Origin of the sequence: Mycolicibacterium brisbanense (assembly GCF_001570425.1) — a bacterium.
In the GTDB taxonomy this organism is placed as follows: domain Bacteria; phylum Actinomycetota; class Actinomycetes; order Mycobacteriales; family Mycobacteriaceae; genus Mycobacterium; species Mycobacterium brisbanense.
In genome coordinates, this window is record NZ_BCSX01000018.1 from 18,754 (window position 1) to 42,503 (window position 23,750).

The 23,750-nt window shown below is 68.4% G+C and carries 21 protein-coding genes; 8 read left to right on the forward strand and 13 right to left on the reverse strand.

Going from position 1 to position 23,750, the window contains the following annotated elements; genetic code table 11:
• Nucleotides 1-6: 6 nt before the first annotated feature.
• The gene (locus RMCB_RS06695; RefSeq protein ID WP_062828161.1) at nucleotides 7-2,376 is read right to left on the reverse strand and encodes a phosphoketolase family protein; all 2,370 of its coding nucleotides are present in this window, start codon (nucleotides 2,374-2,376) and stop codon (nucleotides 7-9) included.
• A gap of 105 nt (nucleotides 2,377-2,481) precedes the next feature.
• Between RMCB_RS06695 and RMCB_RS06700 the strand changes: the two genes are divergently transcribed.
• A complete protein-coding gene (locus RMCB_RS06700; protein ID WP_062828162.1) occupies nucleotides 2,482-3,957 on the forward strand; it encodes an acetyl-CoA acetyltransferase in 1,476 nt (491 codons plus the stop codon).
• Between the two features lie 6 nt (nucleotides 3,958-3,963).
• Here RMCB_RS06700 and RMCB_RS06705 read toward each other — a convergent pair whose 3' ends face one another.
• A complete protein-coding gene (locus tag RMCB_RS06705) occupies nucleotides 3,964-4,878 on the reverse strand; it encodes a sugar-binding transcriptional regulator (protein ID WP_062828163.1) in 915 nt (304 codons plus the stop codon).
• A 228-nt stretch (nucleotides 4,879-5,106) separates the two neighbouring features.
• Between RMCB_RS06705 and RMCB_RS06710 the strand changes: the two genes are divergently transcribed.
• The 7 genes from RMCB_RS06710 to RMCB_RS06740 are packed head-to-tail and all read left to right on the forward strand — an operon-like array spanning nucleotide 5,107 to nucleotide 13,130.
• Entirely contained in the window at nucleotides 5,107-6,636 is a 1,530-nt protein-coding gene (locus tag RMCB_RS06710; protein WP_062828164.1) for an FGGY family carbohydrate kinase, read from the forward strand.
• Entirely contained in the window at nucleotides 6,633-7,649 is a 1,017-nt protein-coding gene (locus tag RMCB_RS06715) for an NAD(P)-dependent alcohol dehydrogenase (protein ID WP_062828165.1), read from the forward strand. Before RMCB_RS06710 ends, RMCB_RS06715 begins: the two co-directional genes overlap by 4 nt.
• Nucleotides 7,650-7,663: 14 nt before the next feature.
• Nucleotides 7,664-8,431, forward strand: coding sequence for an SDR family NAD(P)-dependent oxidoreductase (locus RMCB_RS06720; RefSeq protein ID WP_062828321.1), 768 nt, complete (start codon nucleotides 7,664-7,666; stop codon nucleotides 8,429-8,431).
• Nucleotides 8,425-9,483, forward strand: coding sequence for a zinc-dependent alcohol dehydrogenase (locus RMCB_RS06725; RefSeq protein WP_062828166.1), 1,059 nt, complete (start codon nucleotides 8,425-8,427; stop codon nucleotides 9,481-9,483). Before RMCB_RS06720 ends, RMCB_RS06725 begins: the two co-directional genes overlap by 7 nt.
• A complete protein-coding gene (locus RMCB_RS06730) occupies nucleotides 9,480-11,012 on the forward strand; it encodes a sugar ABC transporter ATP-binding protein (RefSeq protein ID WP_062828167.1) in 1,533 nt (510 codons plus the stop codon). The genes RMCB_RS06725 and RMCB_RS06730 overlap by 4 nt, the downstream gene beginning before the upstream one ends.
• Nucleotides 11,009-12,025 (forward strand): ABC transporter permease, encoded by a 1,017-nt coding sequence (locus tag RMCB_RS06735; protein WP_029366003.1) that lies wholly within the window; start codon nucleotides 11,009-11,011, stop codon nucleotides 12,023-12,025. Before RMCB_RS06730 ends, RMCB_RS06735 begins: the two co-directional genes overlap by 4 nt.
• 55 nt (nucleotides 12,026-12,080) lie before the next feature.
• Nucleotides 12,081-13,130 (forward strand): substrate-binding domain-containing protein, encoded by a 1,050-nt coding sequence (locus RMCB_RS06740; RefSeq protein WP_029366002.1) that lies wholly within the window; start codon nucleotides 12,081-12,083, stop codon nucleotides 13,128-13,130.
• A gap of 42 nt (nucleotides 13,131-13,172) precedes the next feature.
• On the opposite strand, the gene RMCB_RS06745 is transcribed toward RMCB_RS06740, so the two are convergent.
• The 11 genes from RMCB_RS06745 to cycA form a co-directional block, all read right to left on the reverse strand.
• Nucleotides 13,173-16,355 (reverse strand): helicase HerA domain-containing protein, encoded by a 3,183-nt coding sequence (locus RMCB_RS06745; protein ID WP_062828168.1) that lies wholly within the window; start codon nucleotides 16,353-16,355, stop codon nucleotides 13,173-13,175.
• Nucleotides 16,355-17,002 carry a hypothetical protein gene (locus tag RMCB_RS06750; protein ID WP_062828169.1) on the reverse strand — a complete coding sequence of 216 codons (648 nt, stop codon included), beginning with the start codon at nucleotides 17,000-17,002 and terminating at the stop codon, nucleotides 16,355-16,357. The genes RMCB_RS06745 and RMCB_RS06750 overlap by 1 nt, the downstream gene beginning before the upstream one ends.
• Before the next feature lie 114 nt (nucleotides 17,003-17,116).
• Nucleotides 17,117-18,355, reverse strand: coding sequence for an NAD(P)/FAD-dependent oxidoreductase (locus RMCB_RS06755; protein ID WP_062828170.1), 1,239 nt, complete (start codon nucleotides 18,353-18,355; stop codon nucleotides 17,117-17,119).
• A 6-nt stretch (nucleotides 18,356-18,361) separates the two neighbouring features.
• On the reverse strand, nucleotides 18,362-19,096 hold the full coding sequence (locus RMCB_RS06760; protein ID WP_062828322.1) for a DUF72 domain-containing protein: 735 nt from the start codon (nucleotides 19,094-19,096) through the stop codon (nucleotides 18,362-18,364).
• Between the two features lie 39 nt (nucleotides 19,097-19,135).
• Complete coding sequence (locus RMCB_RS06765) at nucleotides 19,136-19,705, reverse strand: hypothetical protein (protein ID WP_062828171.1); 570 nt, start codon at nucleotides 19,703-19,705, stop codon at nucleotides 19,136-19,138.
• A 28-nt stretch (nucleotides 19,706-19,733) separates the two neighbouring features.
• Complete coding sequence (locus tag RMCB_RS06770; protein WP_062828172.1) at nucleotides 19,734-19,979, reverse strand: hypothetical protein; 246 nt, start codon at nucleotides 19,977-19,979, stop codon at nucleotides 19,734-19,736.
• Nucleotides 19,979-20,854, reverse strand: coding sequence for an oxygenase MpaB family protein (locus RMCB_RS06775; protein ID WP_062828173.1), 876 nt, complete (start codon nucleotides 20,852-20,854; stop codon nucleotides 19,979-19,981). Before RMCB_RS06775 ends, RMCB_RS06770 begins: the two co-directional genes overlap by 1 nt.
• 14 nt (nucleotides 20,855-20,868) lie before the next feature.
• Nucleotides 20,869-21,093, reverse strand: a complete 225-nt coding sequence (locus RMCB_RS06780; protein ID WP_062828174.1) for a hypothetical protein — start codon at nucleotides 21,091-21,093, stop codon at nucleotides 20,869-20,871.
• Nucleotides 21,094-21,173: 80 nt separating this feature from the next.
• Nucleotides 21,174-21,824, reverse strand: a complete 651-nt coding sequence (locus RMCB_RS06785) for a hypothetical protein (RefSeq protein ID WP_062828175.1) — start codon at nucleotides 21,822-21,824, stop codon at nucleotides 21,174-21,176.
• Nucleotides 21,825-21,864: 40 nt separating this feature from the next.
• Nucleotides 21,865-22,197: a TfoX/Sxy family protein gene (locus RMCB_RS06790; RefSeq protein WP_062828176.1), complete on the reverse strand. Its 333-nt coding sequence runs from the start codon at nucleotides 22,195-22,197 to the stop codon at nucleotides 21,865-21,867.
• A 9-nt stretch (nucleotides 22,198-22,206) separates the two neighbouring features.
• Entirely contained in the window at nucleotides 22,207-23,643 is a 1,437-nt protein-coding gene (cycA, locus tag RMCB_RS06795; protein WP_062828177.1) for a D-serine/D-alanine/glycine transporter, read from the reverse strand.
• Between the last annotated feature and the right edge of the window lie 107 nt (nucleotides 23,644-23,750).

Sequence of the window (23,750 nt, forward strand, 5' to 3'; positions counted from 1 at the left end):
CCCAGGTCACATCCGTTCCCAGGTCCACCCGGAGATCGCCGGATCGTCTTCTCCGTGTTCGCGCGTGTAGCTGCGGGCGGCCAGTCGGGCGTCGACCATCTCCTGCCGCAGCCCCGCGGCGCGGCTGGACAGCCCGTCGACGCGGTCGATGACATCCATCACCAGGTGGAACCGGTCCAGGTCATTGAGCATGACCATGTCGAACGGTGTCGTCGTGGTGCCCCGCTCCTTGAATCCCCGGACATGCAGTTGATCGTGGTTGGCGTGCCGGTATGCCAAGCGGTGGATCAGCCACGGATAGCCGTGGTAGGCGAAGATCACGGGTTTGTCGGTGGTGAACACCGAATCGAATTCGCGCTCGGACATGCCGTGCGGATGCTCGGATTCGGGTTGCAGCCGCATGATGTCGACCACGTTGACCACCCGGACCTTCAGGTCGGGGAGCCGGTGGCGCAGGATGTCGGCCGCGGCGAGGGTCTCCAGCGTCGGAATGTCACCGGCACACGCCAGCACCACGTCGGGTTCGTCGGATCCGGTGCTCGCCCATTCCCAGATGCCCAGCCCCCGGGCGCAGTGGGCGATGGCCTCGTCCATGGTCAGGTAGGTCAGCGCCGGTTGCTTGCCTGCCACGATGACGTTGACGTAGTCGCGGCTGCGCAGGCAGTGGTCGGCGACCGACAGTAGGGTGTTGGCATCCGGCGGCAGGTACACCCGCACGACCTCGGGCCGCTTGTTGGCCACGTGATCGATGAACCCGGGGTCCTGGTGTGACGCGCCGTTGTGGTCCTGGCGCCAGACGTGCGAGGTCAGCAGGTAGTTCAGCGAGGCGATGGGCCGCCGCCACGGCAGGTGTGAACTGCTGAACAGCCATTTGGCGTGCTGGTTGAGCATCGAGTCGACGATGTGCACGAACGCCTCGTAGCAGTTGAACAGGCCGTGCCGGCCGGTCAGCAGATAGCCCTCCAGCCAGCCCTGGCACAGATGTTCGGAGAGCACCTCCATCACCCGGCCGTCGGGTGCTAGGTGGTCGTCGCCGGGTTCGATCTCGGCTTGCCAGGCCCGGTCGGTCGATTCGAACACCGACGCGAGCCGGTTGGACGCGGTTTCGTCGGGGCCCATCAACCGGAACCGGTCGGGGTTGCGGGCGATGACGTCGCGCAGGAAGGTGCCCAGGACCCGGGTGGCCTCCGCGGTTGCGGCCGCCGGCTGGTCGACGGTGACGGCGTAGTCGGCGAACTTCGGCAGGTCGAGGTCGCGCAACAACAACCCGCCGTTGGCGTGCGGGTTGGCGCTCATCCGCCGCTCGCCAGCGGGTGCCGCGGCCCGCAGCTCTTCGCGTAACGCCCCGGTGTCGTCGAACAGCTCCTCGGGGCGGTAGCTGCGCAGCCACTCTTCGAGTTGGGCGAGGTGCGCGGGGTTGGTGCGAGTCTCCGACAGCGGCACCTGATGCGAGCGCCAGGTGCCCTCGACCTGTTTGCCATCGACCTCGCTCGGGCCGGTCCAGCCCTTGGGGGTGCGCAGCACGATCATGGGCCACAGCGGGCGGCCGGGTTCGCCGTCGAGGCGGGCAGCGCGCTGGATGGCGGCGATCTGGTCGAAGGCCTCGTCGAAGGCGGTGGCCAACTGTTGATGCACGTTTGCCGGATCGTCACCGGCGACCGTGATGGGTCGGTAGCCGTACCCGTAGAGCAGGGCGTCGAGTTCTTCGGCCGGAATGCGGGCAAGCACAGTCGGATTCGCGATTTTGTAGCCGTTGAGATGCAGGATCGGCAGCACCGCGCCGTCGGTCACCGGGTTGAGGAACTTGTTGGAATGCCAACTGGCGGCCAGTGGTCCGGTCTCGGCCTCACCGTCGCCGATCACGCAGGCCACCACCAGATCGGGGTTGTCGAAGGCGGCGCCGTAGGCGTGCACCAGCGCATAGCCCAGTTCGCCGCCCTCGTGGATGGAGCCCGGTGTCTCGGCCGCGACGTGGCTGGGGATGCCGCCGGGAAAAGAGAACTGCCGGAACAGCTTTCGCAGCCCCTCGGTATCTTCGCCGATACCGGTGTAGACCTCGCTGTAGGTGCCTTCCAGATACGCGTTGGCCACCAATCCCGGGCCGCCGTGACCGGGCCCGGTGATGTAGATGACGTCGGAATCGCGTTCGCGGATGATGCGGTTGAGGTGGGCGTAGATGAGGTTCAGTCCCGGCGTGGTGCCCCAGTGGCCCAGCAGGCGCGGTTTGACGTGGTCGGCCACCAGTGGTTCGCGCAGCAGCGGGTTGTCCAGCAGGTAGATCTGGCCGACCGAGAGGTAATTGGCGGCCCGCCAGTAGGAATCGATGAGCGTCAGTTCGGCATCGGACAGCGTAGGGGTGAGCGCCTGTGCAGTCATCTATCCCATCATGGCCCCGATCGGTGAACAGTGGGTGAGAATTATTGACGCCGGCGGCGGCGATGTCGCGAATCGTCGTCGTCGCGGGCCGGATATGGTGCACCGATGCCCACCGACCCAAGGACGCCGGTACTCGTCGGATACGGCCAGGTCAATCAGCGCGACGAAGATCCCGGGCGGGAACCAGTCGACCTCATGGTGGCGGCGGCCCGCAACGCCGCCGACCCGCGGGTCCTGGAGGCCGTGGACTCCATCCGCATCGTCAACCTGTTGTCGTGGCGGTATCGCGATCCGGGACTGTTGTTGGCGCAGCGGATTCGCGCCCGTAACGCGTCCACGCGCTACACCGGCATCGGCGGCAACGTGCCGCAGACCTTGGTCAACGAGGCATGCCGGGATGTGATGGCGGGCCGCGCCGATGCCGTGCTGATCGCGGGTGCCGAAACCTGGCGTACGCGTAGCCGTCTGCGGGCCCGCGGTGTCAAGCCCGACTGGACTCGCCAGGACGAATCGGTGCCGTTGGCTCCGGGCAGCGACGACGGCGTGCCGATGGCCGGCGACGCCGAGATCCGGATCATGCTCGACCGCCCGGCGTACGTGTATCCGATGTTCGAGCAGGCGGTGCGGATCGCGGCCGGCGAGGCCCCGGATGTCCACCGGCAGCGCATCGGCGAACTGTGGGCGCAATTCAGCGCGGTGGCCGCCGGCAATCCGCACGCCTGGACCACCGAACGGTTCACGGGCGAGCAGATCACCGAACCCGGACCGGACAACCGGATGATCAGCTGGCCCTATACCAAGCTGATGAACTCCAACAACATGGTGGATCAGGGTGCGGCACTGATCCTCACGTCGGTCCAGAAGGCGCAATATCTCCAGATTCCCAGGGACCGTTGGGTTTTCCCGTACGCAGGGACCGATGCGCACGATACGTACGCGATCGGGGAGCGTGCGGAACTCTTCCGATCTCCGGCGATCCGCATCGGTGGCCGCCGGGTGCTCGAGTTGGCGGGTCTCGGCGTCGACGAGCTCGACCTGATCGACGTGTACTCGTGCTTCCCGTCGGCGATGCAGGTGGCTGCAACCGAACTCGGTCTGCCGCTGGGGGATCCGGCTCGGCCGCTGACCGTCACCGGCGGGCTGACCTTCGCGGGCGGGCCGTGGAGCAACTACGTCACGCATTCGATCGCGACGATGGCCGAGCAACTGGTGGCCCGCCCGGGCACCCGCGGCCTGATCACCGCCAACGGTGGTTATCTGACCAAGCACAGTTTCGGGGTTTACGGCACCGAACCGCCCGGCAGTGAATTCCGTTGGGAGGATGTGCAATCCGCGGTCGACCGGGAGCCCACCCGCAGACTGGCAGTCGAGTGGTCGGGCGTGGGGACGGTCGAATCGTGGACCACGCCGTTTCAGCGCGACGGCACGCCCGAGAAGGCCTATCTGGCCGTGCGGACGCCCGACGACGCGCGGACCCTGGCGCTGATCACCGACTCGTCCGACGCGGCTGCGACGGTGGCCGCTGACATCGCGGGGGCCAAGGTCACCGTCCACGCCGACGGCACCGCGAATTTGATCTGAGCGCGCTCAGCCGAGGATCGCAGCGGCGATCTCGGAATCGGTGACCAGTGCGGACACCATCCCGGAGCGCAGCACGGCGCGGGTGGCGGCGATCTTCTCCGCGCCGGTCGCGAGCGCGATGACCGTCGGGATGGCACGCAGCGTGGCCTCGTCGATACCCATGCGCCGGTCGTCGAGGCCGGGCAAGCGGTGGCCGTCGGCGTCGAGCAGCAGCGCGCAGGTCTCGGCGCACACGCCGTCCGCCGCGAACTCGCGGACCTCGTCGTCCGACAGCGATGCGTAGACCTGGGAAGCGCCATCGCTCCACGCGCCGACCGACACCAGCGCGCAGCTGACCTGCGGGTAGCGGGAGAAGGTGTCCTGGATCTGCTGGTTGCCGGCCAGGCTGGCCGCGGTGCGCGCGTCCGACACCACCAGCGGCGCGTACAGCGGCCAGGGGGTTCCGCCGCTGACCTCGCTGATGCGTCGCACCAGATCGGCGCCGTTGTGGATGATCGCCCCGGCCATGCCGGTGAGCTGGACGACGTCGCAGGCCGGCAGCGCGGTGAGGTGATCGGCGATGCGGGCCAGCGTGCGTCCGCAGTCGACGCCGATCACGTCGCCTTCTCGCAGAACCGATTGCAGCAGTTCGGCAGTCGCCCGCGTGACGGCCTCGACCCGGTCGCCGGAGTCGGCGGAGGTGACGGCATAGGCGTGCTGCAGTCCGAACCGGCTCTGCAGGGCCGAAGACAGCGCGACGTCGATGGAGCCGGGATCGTGGATCTTGATCTCCACCATCCCCGACGCGACTGCCTCGTCGAGTTCGCGTGCCACCTTGAACCGCGAGATGCCGAGTTCATCGGCGATCTGGATGCGGGTGCGGCCCTCCAGGTAGTAGCGCCGGGCGATCATCGCCCGCTGGAACAACTCGTCCGGCCCCACGCTTGCCCCCTTCCGGACTCGCGCGGCCGACACGATGCACATATGTGCAGCCGCATTGACATATGAGCATAGAGCACTGCATGATCCGAGTCACAGTCGATCAGATGAGGGTCATGAATATCAGATGAGCGGAGGCGACCAGCGGATGACCGTCGAGGACGAGACCGAATCGGTCGCCCCGGCCGGCGCGGTGTCGTCGCAGGCATTCGCCGATCCCTTGGTACGGGCATGACCGAAGATGCTGTGCTAGGCGTGGATTCGTCCACGCAGTCGTGCAAGGTCGAGATTCGTGAGCTGGCCACCGGACGGCTGCTGGGGTCCGGTTCGGCCGCGCATCCGCCCGCGTACCCGCCCTGCAGTGAACAGCACCCGCGGGACTGGGTCAGCGCGTTCATCGAGGCGACCCGCGCCGCACTGGCCGCGTGCCCGGTCGCCCCGGCCATCCGGTCCATCTCGGTGGCCGCCCAGTGTCACGGCCTGGTATTGCTCGACGCGCACGGCGAACCGTTGCGGGCCGCCAAGCTGTGGAACGACACCACCGCAGCGCCGAATCTCGCAGTGCTCGTCGAACGTATCGGGTCCGGACGCTGGATCCGCAGTATCGGGTCACTGCCGACCGCGGCGTTCACCATCGCCAAACTGGCGTGGTTGGCCGCGCACGAACCCGGCACGCTGGATCGGGCCGCCACGCTTCTGCTCCCGCACGACTACCTGACCTACTGGCTGACCGGCGCGCGGGTCACCGACCGCTCCGACGCATCGGGCACCGGCTACTTCAACACCGATGCGGGGCAATGGATCCCGGGATATCTGGACCTGGCCGGCGGACCGCGGGACTGGTCGGCGATGCTGCCGACGGTCCTCGCGCCGTGCCAGCCTGCCGGCACCCTCACCGCCGCGGCCGCGGCAGCGCTTGGCCTCGAAGCCGGGACCACCGTGGCGCCTGGCGGCGGCGATCAGCACGCGGCGTATCTGGGTCTCGGTCTCGTCGACGGTGACCAGTACATCGGCATCGGCACCTCCGGTGTGGTCGCGACGTCGCGGCGCGCACCGGTTTTCGATCCGACCGGGATGGTCGACGGCGTGGCCGACCTGACCGGCGGTTACCTCCCGTTGGTCAGCACCCTCAACGCGGCCCGGGTCGGCGAGGTCGCGGCCCGGCTGCTGGGCACCGACCTGGCCGGGTTGGCCGAGCTGGCGCTGGCCGCCGGTGATGCGCCCGGTCCGGTGCTGGTCCCGTTTCTCGACGGCGAGCGCAAACCCGACCGCCCGGCAGCACGCGGCGGCCTCGTCGATGTCACCAGTCACACCACCCGGGAAGAACTCGCCAGAGCCTTCGTCGAAGGTCCGCTGCTGTCTCTGATGAACGCGCGAGATCACCTGCGCGAGTGCAACGTCGACCTCGGCGGCAATGCCGTCGCGGTCGGTGGTGGTACCCGGTCGCCGGCGACGCTGCAGCTGCTCGCCGATCTGCTCGGCGACGAAGTCACCGTGCTCGACGCCGACGAGGCGACCGCCCGCGGCGCGTGTGTCCAGGCCGCTGCGGTCGCGGGGGAGATGAACGTCGCGGGACTGGTCGACCTGGCCAAGCGCTGGCAACCGCCGGTGCGGGCCCGCGTCGCACCGCGGCGGCGCCGCCGTGACCTCACCGCCCTTCGAGCCCGGTGGGCCGAGGTGGCCCGCTCGCCGCTTCTCGATTCCGGCGGGCACGCGCTGCCCACCCCCGACCAGGACCACCGAGAGGAGACCGTCAGATGACCACAACGATGCGCGCGAGCGTGATGACCGGGGTCGGCACCCTGCAGATCGAAGACCGGCCGGTGCCGTCACCGGCAGCCCACGAGGTGCTGGTGGAGGTCGCCGCCGTCGGCGTGTGCGGATCCGACGTGCACTACTACCGGCACGGGCGCATCGGCGATTTCGTCGTCGAGGAACCGATGATCCTGGGCCACGAGTTGTCCGGGCGCATCGTCGCCGTCGGCGACGGCGTCGACCCCGACCGGGTCGGCCAGCGCGTCGCAGTGGAGCCGCAACATCCGTGCCGACGCTGCAAGCAGTGCCTGGCCGGGCGGTACAACCTGTGCCCGGAGATGAAGTTCTACGCCACGCCGCCCGTCGACGGCGCGTTCTGCCGCTACGTCACCATCGACGACGACATGGCGCATGCCGTACCGGATTCGGTGTCCGACGAGGCCGCCGCGCTGCTCGAACCGCTGTCGGTCGCCATCGCCACGATGCGCAAGGCGCACATCGTCCCGGGCTCGTCGATCCTCATCGCCGGCGCCGGGCCCATCGGCGTGATCTGCGCACAGGCCGCACGCGCATTCGGTGCGGCCCGCATCGTCGTCACCGATCTGGTGGCCTCGCGCCGCGAGAAGGCGTTGCAGTTCGGCGCCACCGAGGTACTCGACCCGACGGCCGTCGACGTGTCGGCCATCGAACCGGTCGACGCGTTCGTCGACGCCACCGGTGTCCCGGTCGCGGTCGTGAGCGGCATCAAGGCCGTCGGCCCGGCCGGTCACGTGGTGCTGGTCGGCATGGGCGCCGACGAGTACGCGCTGCCGGTCAGCCATATCCAGAACCTCGAGATCACCGTCACCGGCGTGTTCCGCTACACCGACACCTGGCCCGCCGCAATCCATCTGGCGGCCAGCGGAGCCGTCGACCTCGACGCCATGGTGACCGGTCGCTACGACCTCGAACACGTCGGCGAAGCCCTCGACAGCGACACCGACCCCGCCAGCCTCAAGTCCATCGTCCGCCCGCAGTGAGTGAGAAACCCGCCATGAGCAAGACATCCCCGTTCGACCTGACCGGCCGCACCGCGCTGGTGACCGGCGGCAACCAGGGCCTCGGCAAGGCTTTCGCCGTCGGGCTCGCCGAAGCCGGTGCGCGCGTTGCGTTCTCCGGCCGCAACGCCGAGCGTAACGACAAGGTCGTCGCCGAAGCCGCAGCCGCAGGCCACGAACTGCATGCGATCACCGCCGACATCACCAAGTCCGCAGACGTCGAGCGCATGACGGCCGAAGCCATTGCCGCCCTTGGGCACGTCGACATCCTGGTGAACAACGCCGGAACCTGCTACCACGCCGAGTCGTGGGACGTCACCGAGCAGCAGTGGGACGATGTGTTCGACCTGAACGTCAAAGCGCTGTGGGCGTGTTCGCTCGCCGTGGGCGCACACATGCGCGAGCGGGGCTCGGGTTCGATCGTCAACATCGGCTCGATGTCGGGCATCATCGTGAACCGGCCGCAGATGCAGCCGGCCTACAACGCCTCCAAGGCGGCCGTGCACCATCTGACCAAATCGCTTGCCGCCGAATGGGCTCCGCTCGGTATCCGGGTCAATGCGCTGGCGCCGGGCTACGTCAAGACCGACATGGCGCCCGTCGACCGGCCGGAATTCAAGCGGCACTGGATCGATGACACCCCGCAACTGCGTTACGCGTTGCCCGAGGAGATCGCGCCCAGCGTGGTGTTCCTGGCCAGCGACGCGGCGTCGTTCATCACCGGCTCGGTGCTGGTGGCCGACGGGGGCTACACCGCATGGTAGAAACCGGTGCATCCAACCGGAGAGTCGTCGTCAACTCACTCGACGATGTGACCGTGGAGACCACCCCAGAGCCAGTGCCCGGGCCCGGTGAGGCGAGGGTCCGCACCACCGTGGTCGGCATCTGCGGGTCCGATCTGCACGCCGCGTGCGGCCGGCATCCCTTCATCGACCTGCCCTACCGGCCCGGTCACGAAGCCGTCGGGGTGGTCGACGCAGTAGGTGCCGGCGTCGAAGGCGATTGGGTCGGCACCCGGGTGGCCATCGAACCGAACCTGGCCTGCGGCAAGTGCCCGCAGTGTGCCGAAGGCCGGTACAACATCTGTCGCGAGCTGCTGGTGTTCGGCTGCCAAACCCCTGGCGCGCTGGCGGATTCGTTCACCATCGCCGCCGACCGGCTGGTGGCACTGCCCGACGCGCTCGACGATCGGCACGCCATCCTGATCGAGCCGCTGGCCACCCCGGTGCACACGGTGCGCCGAGCCGCGGCTGCGGTCGGCGACCTGGCGGGCCGACCCGTTGTGGTGCTGGGCGCGGGCCCCATCGGCCTGTTCGCGCTGCTGGGTGCCCGCCACGCCGGTGCCCGCGTGATCGTCGCAGACTTGCTGGAATCCAAGCGAGCCAGGGCCGAAAGGCTCGGCGCGATCGGCACATTCGACCCCACCGCCCCCGACGCCGTCGACACCGCATTGCGGCTGATGGGCGGCCCCGCCGCGGTGGTGATCGACTGCGTGTCGCGGGAGAGTTCGGTGGCCCAGGCGGTGGACCTCGTGGACAAGGGTGGCGCCGTGATGATCGTCGGGGTGGCCGAGGGTGCGACACCGGTTCCGCTGGGGCTCATCCAGGATCGCGAGCTCGCGCTGATCGGCAACCTCATGTACGTGCGGGAGGATTTCCTGGCCGCAGTCGACCTCCTGGCCTCCGGCGCCGTCCCGGTCGACGAGATCATCAGCGCGGAATTCGACCTGGCCGATGCCGCAGCGGCTTTCACCGCCTCGGCCGACGCCGAGAACGTCAAGGTGCTCGTCACCGTCGGCGCGGGTGACCCGTCGTGAGCCAGGCGCTGCTGGAATGCACGGACATCCGCAAGAGTTTCGGCGGGGTCCCGGTGCTCAAGGGCATCACCCTGCGGCTCGAACCGGGCACCGTGACGGCCCTGTCCGGTGAGAACGGCGCGGGCAAGTCGACGCTGATGAAGATCGTCTCCGGCCAGTACAGTGCCGACCACGGCACCGTGTCGGTGCGAGGCAATCACCTCACGGCGGGCAGCACCCGCGACGCGGTCAAGAACGGTGTGGCCATCGTGCCGCAGGAACTGGCCTCGATCGAGGACATGACGGTCTACGAAAACCTGTTCGTCGGAAGGGAAATCAAGCGCGGACCGTTCCTCAACCGGCGCGCCATGATCGCCGAGGCCAAGGAGACCCTCGCGGTCTTCGACGTCGCGATCCCGCCGACGGCCCGGATGGGCAGCCTGCCCGTCGGCCTGCGTCAGATCGTCGAGATCGTCAAGGCCGCCCGCACGGGCGCGCAGGTGGTGATGCTCGACGAGCCCACCTCGGCCATCTCCGAGCGTGAGGTCGAAGGGCTGTACAAGATCGTGCGGCAACTGCGTGACCGCGGTGTCGCGATGGTCTACACCACCCACAAGATGGCCGAGATCCGCGCCATCGCCGACCGCGTCGTGGTGCTGCGCGACGGCGGGCTCATCCTCGACAAGGCGATCGCCGACGTCTCCGACGACGACATCGTCACCGCGATGATCGGCCGCGAACTCGACACGCTGTTCCCCGATCGCGGTGAACCCGGCACCGATACCGTGCTCGAGGTTCGCGACCTGCACGTCGAAGGCGCATCCGGCCCGGTGTCGTTCAGCGTCAAGGCCGGCGAGATCGTCGGCCTCGCAGGTCTTGTCGGGGCCGGGCGGACCGAACTGCTGGAGGGCATCTTCGGGGCCCGGCGCAGCACCGGCCAGGTCACGGTGCGGGGCAAGGCCGTCAAGCGCAATAATCCTGCCGCGGCGATCACCGCGGGCATGGCCATGGTCCCCGAGGACCGCAAACTCTCGGGCGCGGTGCTGTCGATGAGCGTGCTGGACAACGGCACGCTGCCGCGGATGTCGTCGTTCAGCGTGGCGGGCTGGTTGCGTGGCAAGGCCCGCACCACGGCCGTCTCCGAGGTGATGTCGTCGGTGCGGCTGCGCAGCCGCGGGCTGGGCCAGGAGGTCGGCACCCTCTCCGGAGGCAACCAGCAGAAGGTGGTGCTGGCGCGCTGGCTCACCGGTCAGGTCAACGTGCTGCTGCTCGACGAACCCACCCGCGGTGTGGATGTCGGCGCCCGCAGCGAGATCTACCGCATCATCACCGAATTCGCGGCGCAAGGCATGGCCGTGCTGATGGCGTCGTCGGACATGCCCGAGGTCGTCGGCCTGTCGCACCGCGCGTTCGTCATGCGCGGCGGCGCGCTGGTCGGCGAACTCGACCGCGACGCGCTCGACCACCCCGAGGTGCAGGAGTCGGTGTTCCGGATGGCCACCGCCCTCGCCGCCCGGGACGACAACGCCGATCAGGAGGAAGCATCGTGACGACCACATCCGACGAGCCCGCCGCGACGGTCGCCTCGCCGACCACCGGCGAGCCCGTGCGGCTGTTCTCCCCGCAGTGGTTCGGTGGGATCGCCGTGCGCTACGCCATGGTGATCGTGATGCTGTTGGTGATCGCGTACTTCAGTTACCGCAGTGCGCGATTCGCCACACCAGACAATCTGGTGACCATCCTGGTGGCCGCGGCACCGTTCGCGCTGATCGCACTCGGCCAGACGCTGGTGATCCTCACCGGTGGTATCGACCTGTCGGTCGGCAGTGTCATCGCGGTCTCGGCGATGGCGGCGGCCGCAACGGCCAAGGCCAATCCCGGCCAGGTCTGGCTGACCGTGCTGGTGGCCATCCTGGTCGGGCTCGCCGTCGGCTGTGTCAACGGACTTCTGGTGTCCCGCTTGAACGTTCCGCCGTTCATCGCCACCCTCGGCACCCTGACCGCCGGGTCGGGCATGGCGTACGTGATCGGCGGCGGTGCGCCCATCAACGGGCTGCCCGCCGAGTTCGGCAAGATCGCCAACACCAAGATCCTGGGCTTGCAGATCCCGGTGCTGCTGATGATCGTCGGCATCATCGCGCTCGCGGTCATCATGAAACGCACCACCTACGGCATGCGGGTCTACGCCGTGGGCGGCAACCGCAACGCCGCCGAGATCGCCGGCATCAACGCCCGCAACGTGCTGTTCAGCGTGTACGCCTTCTCGGGCGTGCTGGCCGGCCTGTCCGGCGTCATGCTCGCGTCGCGGGTCATCTCCGGTCCGCCCAACCTCGGCCGCGGATACGAACTCGACGCCATCGCCGCGGTGGTGATCGGCGGCGCCAGCCTCATGGGCGGGCGCGGCACGATCTGGGGTACGGCGTTGGGCCTGTTGATGATCCAGACGCTCAACAACGGCCTGGACATCCTCGTCGTGCCTGCGTACTGGCAGGACGTCATCAAGGGCGTGCTGATCGTGGCGGCCGTCGCCGTCGACGTGTGGTCGTCACGGCGCCGAACGTGACCGCCCCGACAGGACTCAGCGGACCAACCCATCAAGTAGAGAGTGAGACAACCAGATGAGACTGTCGAGGCAGCTGGGCGTGATCGCGTCGGTCGGCGTACTCGGGTTCGGCATGACCGCATGCGGTGCGGGTGATCCGAACGCCAACAAGTCCACCCACCGCATCGGCGTGACGGTGTACGACATGAGCTCGTTCATCACCGCCGGCAAAGAGGGCATGGACACCTACGCCAAGGCCAACGACATTGAGCTGGTGTGGAACTCGGCCAACGACGACGTGTCGACACAGGCCAGCCAGGTCGACTCGCTGATCAACCAGGGCGTCGAAGCCATCATCGTCGTTCCGGTGCAGGCGGATTCGCTGGCGCCGCAGGTCGCCGCAGCCAAGGCCAAGGGAATCCCGCTGCTGGCCGTCAACGCCGAGCTGCAGAGCCCGGACCTGGCGGGCAACGTGCAGCCCGACGACGTCGCGGCCGGCGCCCAGGAAATGCAGATGATGGCCGACAAGCTCGGCGGCAAGGGCAACATCGTCATCCTGCAGGGGCCGCTCGGCGGATCCGGTGAGATCAACCGCGGCAAGGGAATCGACCAGGTGCTCGCCAAGTACCCGGGCATCAAGGTGCTGGCCAAGGACACCGCCAACTGGAAGCGCGATCAGGCCGTCAACAAGATGAAGAACTGGATCTCCAGCTTCGGCAACCAGATCGACGGCGTGGTGTCGGAAAACGACGACATGGGTCTGGGCGCCCTGCAGGCGCTCAAGGAGGCAGGCCGCACCGGGGTCCCGATCGTCGGCATCGACGGCATCGAGGACGGTCTGAACGCCGTGAAGAACGGTGAGTTCATCGGCACCTCACTGCAGAACGGCACCGTCGAGCTGTCGGCGGGACTGGCGGTGGCCAACGCGTTGGTGAAGAAGGAGAAGGTGAAGACCGATCCGGTCTACGTGATGCCCGCGATCACCAAGGAGAACGTGGATGTCGCACTGGCGCATGTGGTGACCGACCGGCAGAAGTTCCTCGACGGGCTCGTCGAGCTCACCAACAAGAATCTGCAGACCGGCGACATCGCCTACGAAGGTATCCCCGGCCAGAAGCAGCCGTGATGCGCGGCGGGGCCGGTCTGATGTGGACCGGCCCCGCACGTGTCACCGGTCGGCCAGTTCCCGCTGGGCCAGCTCGAGCACCTCGTCGGCGGTCGGCGGGCTCTGCGGGTGATACGACAGGCACCACGGCGTGCGGATCTTGTGAAACGCATCGCCTTCTGAGGCCAGATAGAAATTCCCCGACCGCAGCTTGCTGATGTCGGGCACCAAACCTCCCTTCACCCTTGCCATCTCGCGGGCGACCGCGATCTGGGCCGGCGAATTCAGCAGGCCGTAGAACTGGGTGGTGGCATTGCCGGGGATGTGATTGTGCAGGCCGCGCGGTGCCTGGGTGGCGAACACCAGGCCCAGCCCGTACTTGCGCGCCTGCGACGACAACGCCAACGTGCTGTGGGTGCACGCCGTGGTGTGGCTGGACGGCGCGAAGTTCTGGGCCTCGTCCATCACCAGCAGCCCGCCCAGCGGCCGGTCGCCGGCCGGGTTGCGCTTGATCCAGGCGAACAACGCCATCTGCAGCTGGTTGACGAAGCCTTCGCGCTGCTGCTCACTGGTCAGGCCCACCATGCTGATCACCGAGACGCGGGCCCGGTAGCCGGGTGACGGTGTCAGCAGCACCCCGGGGTCGACGGCTGTCCCGGCCCCGCCGAACAGCGGGTCGTTGACGATCGCGGCCCGCAGGTTCTGGCTCAGCGCGGCGGCCAGTTTGCGGGCCTCGCCCAATTCGCTGACCTCAAGCGGCAGGTTGCTCAGCAGGTCGAGAAAGCCACTGAGCGTCACCGAATGCTGAGCGCCGTAGTACCGCAAGGCTTCCCGCAGCACCGCTCGCGACTGGGTGGCCTTGGCGGTGTTGCCGGAGATCAGCGCGCGCGGTTCGAGTGCGGCGACGGCCGATTCGACCGCGTCGCCGAACTCGTCCTCGTCATCGAGCACGCTGGCGAAGTCGGGCAGGGGCTGGAAGCTCAGCGGCCTGCCGTTCGCCCGGCGCGGCGTCCAGACCACCACCTCCGTGTTGTCGAAGTAATCTTCGGCGCGCTCGTCGTCGGCGGGGTGCCAGCCCGGTGGCGGTTCCGGCCAGCGGCTGCCCAGCCGAGACAGATCGTTGTTGGGGTCGAGCACGATCGACGACACTCCACGCAGCGCGCACTCCTCGACCAGGCGGCGGATCAGGACCGTCTTGCCTGAGCCGGAGCCGGCGAAGATGGCGGTGTGTTTGCGCAGCGCCGCCAGATCGACCGAAACCGCTTGTCCTGAAACGGCATCCACGCCGAGCGTGATGGCCGTGGGGGAGTGCTCGACGGGCGCGGGGGGAACCTCGACGGGTGCGGCGATCGGAGGAGCCGGGGCAGCCTCGGGCGCCGGGATCGGCGGCGGCGCCTCACCCGCCTGATCACCGAGTGCGGCGCGCAACACGGTGATGCCGTGCCCTGGTCTGCGTTGGCGGAGCCACTCCGGCAGGTCGGGGTGGTTGTCGTCGATCAGGTCGCGCAGCGCGGTCATGGTGCGCAGGTCGTCTTCGCTCAACGGCAGCACCTTGCCGCCCGCCGCCTCGAACTCGGCGAGCATCGCGGCGGTCTTGGCTCCGTTGGGCCACGCGGTGTTGCGCAGCAGGAACAACCGGCGCCGGTCGGTCCGTTCGCTGCTCAAACCCGTTGCCTCGCAAGCTTTGCGAATCCTGTTGAGCACCGCCACGGCATTGCCCGATGCGATGGCCCGAAACGCCCAGTGCCGTTCGTCGTCGGTGCTGGCGTCCAGGCTCTGGCGCAACCGGGCATGCAGCACCACCCGCGAGCCGGGTGGCGGATCGGGCCGGAACGACTGCTCGCTCTCGCCGCGTTCGGTGATCCACGCTTCCAGCGCCGCGGTCAGCAGGCCGGGCATCGTGGTGTCCTCACCGTCGGGATCGAGGGCCGCCGCGGGCACCGCGCGCCGGCGGTACTCCGCGAACCGGCGGTCGAGTTCGCCGGTGTCGCCGCGCGGCGCGTCCCCACTCGACGGTTCGTGTGCCTCGGCCACCTCACCGGTCAGCCGGGCCAGCTCCTCGACCGTGTCGCGCTCAAGGCAGCGTCGTACGTGGGCGTCGGCACGCTTGAGCAGCTGTCGCGGCGTGTACTGGGTCGCGTCGTCGAACGCCGACGGCAGGATCGGCCAGCTCGCATACGGCGGTGCGAATCCCACGGCCCGGTAGCTGGCGGTGAAGCGCCGTTCCAGGATGGCGCGGCCGACGTCGGGTGTGGGCAGGCCCTGCAGCAGCGCGGTGGTGCGGAAGCGGTCGTGCACCGTCGCGGTCGCCCGGTCCTGGATGGCCTCCCACGCCGCGGGCAGGCACGCGACCACCGACACGGTCCTGCGCATCGTCTGGCGGATCGCCATCAACCCGTGCGCCACGTGCTCCAGGTCGCGGTTGCCTGCCTCGGCGGCCTTGCGCTGCTGCGGAGACGGCACGTCCCCGTCGGTGTCGGTGCGGTCCACGGTCTGGGCTAGCAGAGTGTCGATCTGGTCCAGGGCCAGCACCGCGGGTCCGGCCAGCGCGACGATCCGCGAGATGTCGCGCACGGATTCCTGCGCGGTCAGCGTCGGCGCGGGCAGGCCCCAGACGGCGCGTTCGTCGCGTCCCGAGCTGTCGTTGCCGGTGAGATATGCCTCGCCGATGTCCTGCAGTTCGAGGTCGGCGGCGGCCAGCAGCACCAGGGCCCGCACGGTGTGGTGGGTGCGGCGTACGGTCTCGCGCCGCGCCTTGTGCAGGGCGTTGACGAAGTCGCTGAGGGTCTCGGGGGTCAGCTCATCGTCGCCGATGATGGCCCGACGGTTGGCTCGCGAGATGTGGGCGACCGACGACAGCTCCCACAGCAGATCCTTGAGCTGGGTGTCGCGTTCGCCGCCGGGACGGCCCAGGCTCTCCAAGATGCCCGACCGGGCCGACTGCCAGAACCCGGTCGCATCGAGCAGCTCGACGAGGAAGAAATACCCGCCCGCCAGCTGCACCTGTTCGCGCACCTGGCCCAGCAAGTGCGTCTTGCCCGACCCGGCGGGGCCACGCACCACCACTCCGAGCGGGCTGGAATCGGCCTCGCGCTGGGCGTCACCGAACGCCGCCATGACGTCGGCCATCGGCCGGTCGTGCAGTCCGCCGACGTGCAGCGCACCTTGCGAGTGCCAGAGATCGTCGGCGGTGGGTGCCCAGGTCAGACGTAGGGCGCTGAGTGCTTCGCGGTGTTGCAGCTCCATCAGGACTCGATCGCGATCAGGTGTTTGTGCTGATCGCCGATGGTCACGGCGGCGGTGCGGTCGGCGGGGGTGAGCACCTTCTGGTTCTCCTCCGGGATCAGGCTGACGCCGGGTTGTTGGTAGAGGCTGGTCAGTGCGGCATCGACGGTCGCGCGAGCGACGTCGGGAACCTCCTCGCGCAGCCGCAGCAGGCTGACCCAGCCGCCGGGCCGGGCAGCCAGCCGCGTGTACGCCGCGCGCAGCCGGTCTTCGACACCGTCGGGCGCGGCGTCTGAGGATACGGCGGTGCTGGGGTCGTCAGGCGGCAGGAACACGTCGGCGGGCACCAGGTCGGCGTCGTCGAAGTAGCGCCGCAGGGCGCGCAGCAGCGTGTAGAGGGCGCGGCCCTGGCCCAGGGATCGCGGTGGGGCGTCGGCGCCGAACAGCTCACGGGCCACCGCCCACCCGGCGTCGGTCAGTTCGTGCACCAGGGGCCGTCCGGCGGTGGTCTCGATCAAGCCCAGCCGGTTGAGCCGGTCGCGGCCCGGCTTGTCGAGCTTCGGGCCGAGCCGTTCCAGTTCCGGGTTGGCTACCGGGCGGGACTCTGCCATCAGCACCAGCAGAACTGCCTGCTCGGTGCCGGTCAGCTCGTCGGGGCTCACACTCACCGGGGGTGTCACCTTCCTGCCGGGATCGGCTCGCGCCGGGCGCGTGGCCCGCGCGGCGCACCGCGCCGTGCGCCGCGTTCGGGGCCCAGCCGTCGAAATGGTCTCGGGGACCAGTTAACCGGATGCCAGTGACCGCTGCGGATCGGCCAGGTGTTGCGGGTCGACCTGGGCCCGCGACCGGATCAGGGTCTTGATGGCGTCGAGCACGTCCCACACGTTGACGTTCATGCCTGCGAGCACCTGGTTCTCCGCAGACAGCCAGAAGGCGACGAATTCGAGCTTGGCGACATCGCCGCGGAACACCACTTGGTGGTACTCGGGGGCGTGCCCGACGTACTCCATGCCGAGGTTGTACTGGTCGGTGAAGAAGTACGGCAGCTCGGTGTATTCGGCAGGCTTGCCGAGCATGCCTGCCACCGCGGTGGCCGGCTGCTTGAGGGCGTTGGCCCAGTGTTCGGTGCGGATGCGGGTGTCCAGCAGGGGATGCTGGGCGGCCGCGATGTCGCCGACGGCATAGATGTCGGGATCGCTGCTGCGCAGCGTCGCGTCGACCTGCACGCCGCCGTCGGTGATCGTCAGCCCCGCCTGCTCGGCGAGCGTGATGTTGGGCGCGGCGCCGACGGCCACCAACACGGCATCGGCCGCGATGGTCGACCCGTCACCCAACCGCAGACCGGTCGCGTGCCCGTCGGCCACGGTGATCTCCTGCACCGATTCGTTGAGCCGCAGGTCGACACCGTGGTCGCGGTGTAGCTGCGCGAACACCTTGCCGACCTCGGGGCCGAGGGAACCCAGCAGCGGCAGTCGGGCCGACTCGACGACGGTGACGTTGACACCGCGTTCCCGGGCGCCCGCCGCGACCTCGAGCCCGATCCAGCCGGCGCCGACGATGGCCAGCGACGCCCCCTCGGTCAGGGTGTCGCGCAATGCCGTGGCGTTGTCGATGGTGCGCAGGTAGTGCACGCCTTCCGCATCGCTGCCGGGGATCGGTGGGCGCCGCGCCGCAGACCCGGTGGCCAGCAGTAGCTTGTCGTAGGCGACGGTGCTGTCGTCGGGCAGGGTGACGGTGTGGTCGCTGGGATTGATGGCGGTGACCGTGGTGCCCGGCCGCAGGTCGATGTTGTGGTCGCGGTACCAGTCGGCATCGTGGACGGTGAAATCGGTGAGCGCCTTCTTGCCCGCGAGGAACTCCTTGGACAGCGGCGGGCGTTCGTAGGGCAGCTGTTCTTCAGCGGCGAACAATGTGATATGTCCGCCAAAGTCGTTGTCCCGCAGTGCTTCAGCGGCTTTGGCGCCGGCCAGACCGCCGCCGACGATCACAAAGGTGGGTGACTGTGACGCAGACTGAGTCATGCCAACTCAGCGTACTCGTGCCTCGAGTAACCGCCTGAGGGTTCGGGCATTGCGCACCGCATGACCGCCGAGATCGTTGTTGAAGTACACGACGACGCGGTGCCCCTCGGCATCCCATGCACGGATCCTCTCGGCCCATTGCACCAGTTCGTCATCGGGATAGGAGCCGGCGTACATCGTGGCGTCGGCGGGTCCGTGGAGCCGGAGGTAGACCAGGTGACTGGTGGCGCGTGGTTCACACCGCAACCCCGGTCCACTCATCACCACATACGCCGCGCCGAACCGCTCCAGCAGCTCGTAGACCGCGGGTTCATGCCACGACGGGTGCCGTAGTTCCATCGCTGCCGGGATGCGCGCGGGCAGCTGCGAGAGAAATCCGGCGAGCAGATCGTCGTCGCGTTCGAGTGCTGGATGGGTCTGGACCAACAGGGCTTCCGCGCGGTCGCCCAGCGCAGTCCAGCAGCGGTCGAACCGCTCGATCCACGGTTCGGGGGAGCGCAGCCGGCGGAAGTGGGTCAACCCGCGGTGCGCTTTGACCGACATGGTGAATCCGGTGGGCAGCCGCTGGTGCCATCCGGCGAATGTGGTGTCGCGGGGCCAGCGGTAGAAGCTGGCGTTGAGTTCGACCGTGTCGAATTCCTCGGTGTAGCGGGCCAGCCGCGCCGAGACCGGCGTTCCGGTCGGGTACAGCACGTCGGTCCAGTGGTCATACGACCAGCCCGACGTGCCGATCCGGATCATGGCCACCCCTGCTCTTCGCGTCCGCAGCCTCCACGTTAGTCACGGGACGTCGGTGTACTGCGGGGCGAACGTGTCGCCCGAGAACGTGAACCCTTTGCCCGTCAGCTCCCGCACGCACGACACCCCCGACGATTGCTGCACGTTGCACCGAAAGCCCGCCACCGCAAGCACTTTGCCGAAAGGCAGCGGCTTGGCGCCGTCGACGGAGAACTCGGGTTCGGTCAGCGCGATGAATCCGGCATCGTGGTCACGGTCCACGGCGACCGCATTGGGTGCGCTGGTCCCGCCGTTGCCGTCGGGTACGGCGGTCGGCGCGCCGGGGACGGAGATGGTCGACAACCCGCCCGCCGACTGGCAGCCCGCCTTGTCACGGGGCAGGATCGCGCAGCGCCAGCGTCCGCTGGGAGTGCTGAAGTAGTAGCCGGTGCGGCCGTTGACCTCGGTGGCATACGCCGAGCCGTCGACCAGGTTCGCCGTGCCGTACTGCGGTACCGCGGTGGATGTGCTCGTGGCGGTTTGCGGGGGTGCCTCGCCGGTGTTGACGACGGTGCCGGGCGTACACCCGGCCAGGGCCGCAGCTGCCGCAATCAGGACCGCACAACGTCTCACGACGCGCAACCATAGCCCGACGGCCGTGTCACGGCGTCATGCAGATGTCACCGGCGAACGGCAGCAGCGGCCACAGCGCCGTCTCCACGCCGAATGCCACCAGGTTCGCGCCCGCGGGAAGCCGCGTCAGCAGTGCCTTCTCGATCGCCGCGACCTGCTCGGCGTGAAAGAAGCTCCAGCCGAGGCCGACGACGAGGTACGGGATGGCCAGCCACATCAGGGCTTCGAGCAGCTGCTCGACGCTGACCCGGCGGCTCAGGACCCGGCGGAGCATCAGATCAGCGGACGGCCGGAGCGGGCCCGACGGCGAACGTCGGCCAGCAGCAGATAGCTTCCGCCCTGCCGCAGGAACACGGGAAGGAACCGATTGCCGAACGCGACCAGCAGGAACAGCCACTCGAACAGCCGCTGGCGCGTCGGCCCCCAGCCGACACCGAGCGCATCGCGGAACACGGGCGCCAGAAAGCCGGCCGTGAGAAACCGCAGCAGCGGCCGGAACGGCACTCGCAGCAGGGGATTCACCATCTTCAGCGCGACCAGGTCGTGCAGGTAGGCGCCCACGACGTCGTCGATGGCCACCTGCCGGCAGGCGGTGTCCCAGTAGGTGTCGAACTCGGCGCGAGTGGCAGGCCACTGGTCCTGCGTGACCTGCAGTGTGGTGCCCAGCGTCGCGGCGGACTGGTAGAACTGTTCGGCCTGCTCGGCGGACATCTCGCCGCGCAGCAACTGGTAGGTGTCCTCCAGACCCACGAACAGGCAGGCCGCCACCCACAGCTGCAGGTCCCGGTCGAACGCGTTGTAGGCGACCGGGCTCGATGGTCCTGACCTCACCTGCCGGTGCGCGACGTCGACGGCGGCGCGGAATGCCTGTCGATCCTCGGGGCTGCCCAGGATGGCCACAGCCAGATAGCTGAACGTGGTGCGGGCCCGCTTCCACGGATGTTTGAGCAGATTGCCCGAGTCGACCGGGCTTTCCACCACTCCGTACCCGACGCCCGGGCGGGCCAGTTGCATGATGACGTTGGCCGCGCCCGCGGCGAAGGCCCAGAAGTCCATGGCGTCGGCGACACTGACCGGATGGTCGTCCCACCGGGAGGTGCGGCGCTTCACCGAGATCCGGTTGGCGAGAACGTCGTTGCCCACGGGCATCGATGCGGATCCCTTCAGCTCATGCAGACGTTGGCGAACAACAGCACCGGCCACGAGACGATGGAACCGAGGAACGACACCACGGCGTCGGTGCGGTCCATGCCGTGCAGGTGCTCCATGTGGGTCACCGACCACGCCACGCCGATGGCCAGGTAGGGAATGGCAAGAATGACCGCGGTGCCGATCCACTCGGCGATGGTCATCTGAAAGCCCAAGATCTTGCGTACTGCGGTCTGCATGAAGCGGTTACCCCCGTCGTCGCGCCCTATGTTAATGGCCATTCTGGCGGGGGTGGTGCCGTTCGGCGGGATTGGCTATCTCATGCGCTCGACGTCGAGCCGGCTGTCAGCTCGGCGTGCAGGCCGGAATCCAACGAAACCCGGATCAGGGCGGCGGCCAGTTTCGCGGTCTCGCGGGGCGCGATGCGGCCCAGGGCCTCAGGGCTGTCGGGCAGTCCGAGATCTGCCGCGGCGGCCAGCGCGCGATCGTCGAAATACGGACGCACCCACGGCCAGGTGTCCTGCACCTCGCGCAGGTAGATGTCTGCGCCGGTGTCGCCGATTCCCTTGAACCGCATCAGCAGTCGCTTGGCCGCACCCGTGTCGTGCTCGCTCTTGTCGGCGAGCCGCCGCAGATCTCCGCCGTACTCGTCGCGCACCGCCGTCGCGATCGCCGACATCCGGGTCGCGGAGCTCTCGTCGTAGCGGGCGTAGTGGGCGCGGCCGAACGCCTCGATCATCGTCTGCCGGTCGGCATCGAGCACCGCCTCAGGCGTGCGCAACCCGCAGCCGAACAGTTCGCGGGCGGCCTGCGTCGCGATCCCGGCGTCGATCGGCTTGCTCGCGAGCATGCACATCGCGAGCAGCTCGAACAGTGGCATGGGCTTGTCCCGCAGGTGAATTCCGGCTTGTTCGGCGTATGTCGTGCCGGCGGTGTCGAGGAGGCGCCGGACCAGATCGTCTTTGGCCATGCAGTCCGCGTACCCGCTGCCGCGTCGCGGAAACCGGGTGTCACTTGGGTGGCAGACCTTTGGCGAAGCCGACGCCGCGCGCAACCCAGCCCTGCAGCTGCCGCTTGGTGCGCACCCCGGCCGCGTCGACGCGCAGCCAGCCGCGCATTTCGCGACCGCCCATCACCATCGGTTCGACGTGTTCTCGGCTCAGCAACTGCTCGGCATCCTGCGGTGCCACCCGTACCAGCAGGCCGCCGCCGCGGTTGGCCGCGATCGCCATGTTGCCGTTGATCAGGAACGCCAGTCCGCCGAACATGCGCTTCTCTTCAACCCCGCGTTCGGAGGCGACGAGTTCGCGGATCCGGTCAGCGAGGTCCGGGTCGAAGGCCATGGCGTCGGCTCACTCGTCCGAGGTGTCCTGGGAGTCCAGCTCGGCGCGGAACGCGGCCTCCCGTGCCAGGTGGCGGGGCCTGCTGCGCAGGACCGCCCAGGCGATGCCGAGCACGATGAACCACACCGGCGTGACGAGCAGCGCGTGCAGCGTGTCGGCCTTCTGGGTGAACGCCCAGACCAGGAACACGAAGAACGCCAGCACCACTGCGCACATCGCGATGCCGCCGGGCATCTTGAACTTGGATTCCTCGTGCAACTGCGGGCGGGTGCGGCGGTAGACGATGTAGCTGGCCAGGATGATGGTCCAGACGAACATGAAGCACAGCGACGAGATCGTGGTGACGATGGTGAACGCCTCGATGATCGAGCCGCCGACGGCGACCATCACCACACCGGAGAGCAGGAACACCCCGGACAGGAACAACGCGTTGGCCGGCACGTGCCGGGACGTCAGCTTGCCGAACGCCGAGGGTGCGTCGCCCTCTTGAGCCAGGCCGTAGACCATTCGCGAGGTCGAGTAGATGCCGGAGTTGGCCGACGAGGTGGCCGAGGTGAGCACCACGAAGTTGACCACCGACGCGGCGATGCCCAGCCCGGCGAGGCTGAACATGGCGACGAACGGGCTGCGGTCGGCGCTGATCTCACGCCACGGCGTGACCGAGATGATGACGGCCAGTGCCGCGACGTAGAACAGCATCACGCGCACCGGGATCGAGTTGATGGCCTTCGGCAGGTTCTTCTCGGGGTTCTTGGCCTCGGCCGCGGTGGTGCCGACCAGTTCGATGCCGACGAACGCGAACGTGGCGATCTGGAACCCGGCCACGAATCCCATTGGCCCCGTGGGGAAGAAGCCGCCGTCATTCCACAGGTTGGCGAAGCTGGCATGCGCCCCGCCCGGCGCCTGGAAGCTGGTGAACACCATCACCAGGCCCACGACGATCAACGCCCCGATCGCGATGATCTTGATCAGGGCGAACCAGAACTCGGTTTCCCCGAACGCGCGCACGGTCGGCAGGTTCAGCCCGATCAGCACGCCGACGGTCACCAGGGCGGGTATCCACAGCGGCAGGTGCGGCCACCAGTAGGTGACATACCCGGAGATCGCGACGACGTCGGCGACGCCGGTGACGATCCAGCAGAACCAGTATGTCCAGCCGGTGAAGAAGCCCGCCCACGGGCCGAGCAGATCCGCGGCGAAATCGGCGAACGACTTGTAGTGCAGGTTGGACAGCAACAGCTCGCCCATCGCCCGCATGACGAAGAAGAGCATGAAGCCGATGATCATGTACACGAAGATCACCGACGGGCCCGCCAGGCTGACGGTCTTGCCCGAGCCCATGAACAACCCGGTCCCGATCGCCCCACCGATCGCGATGAGCTGGATGTGCCGGTTGGACAGCTGACGGGAGAGATGCCGCTCGCCCGTGGTCGTATCTGACGTCACATCCCGAGGATTCCAGGTGCGCCAGCATGCGGCGCACCCAGGTCCACGCCGAGCGTGCGGGTCTGTTGGCCGACACGCCGCGTCAGCAGCAACAAACCCGCACGTTC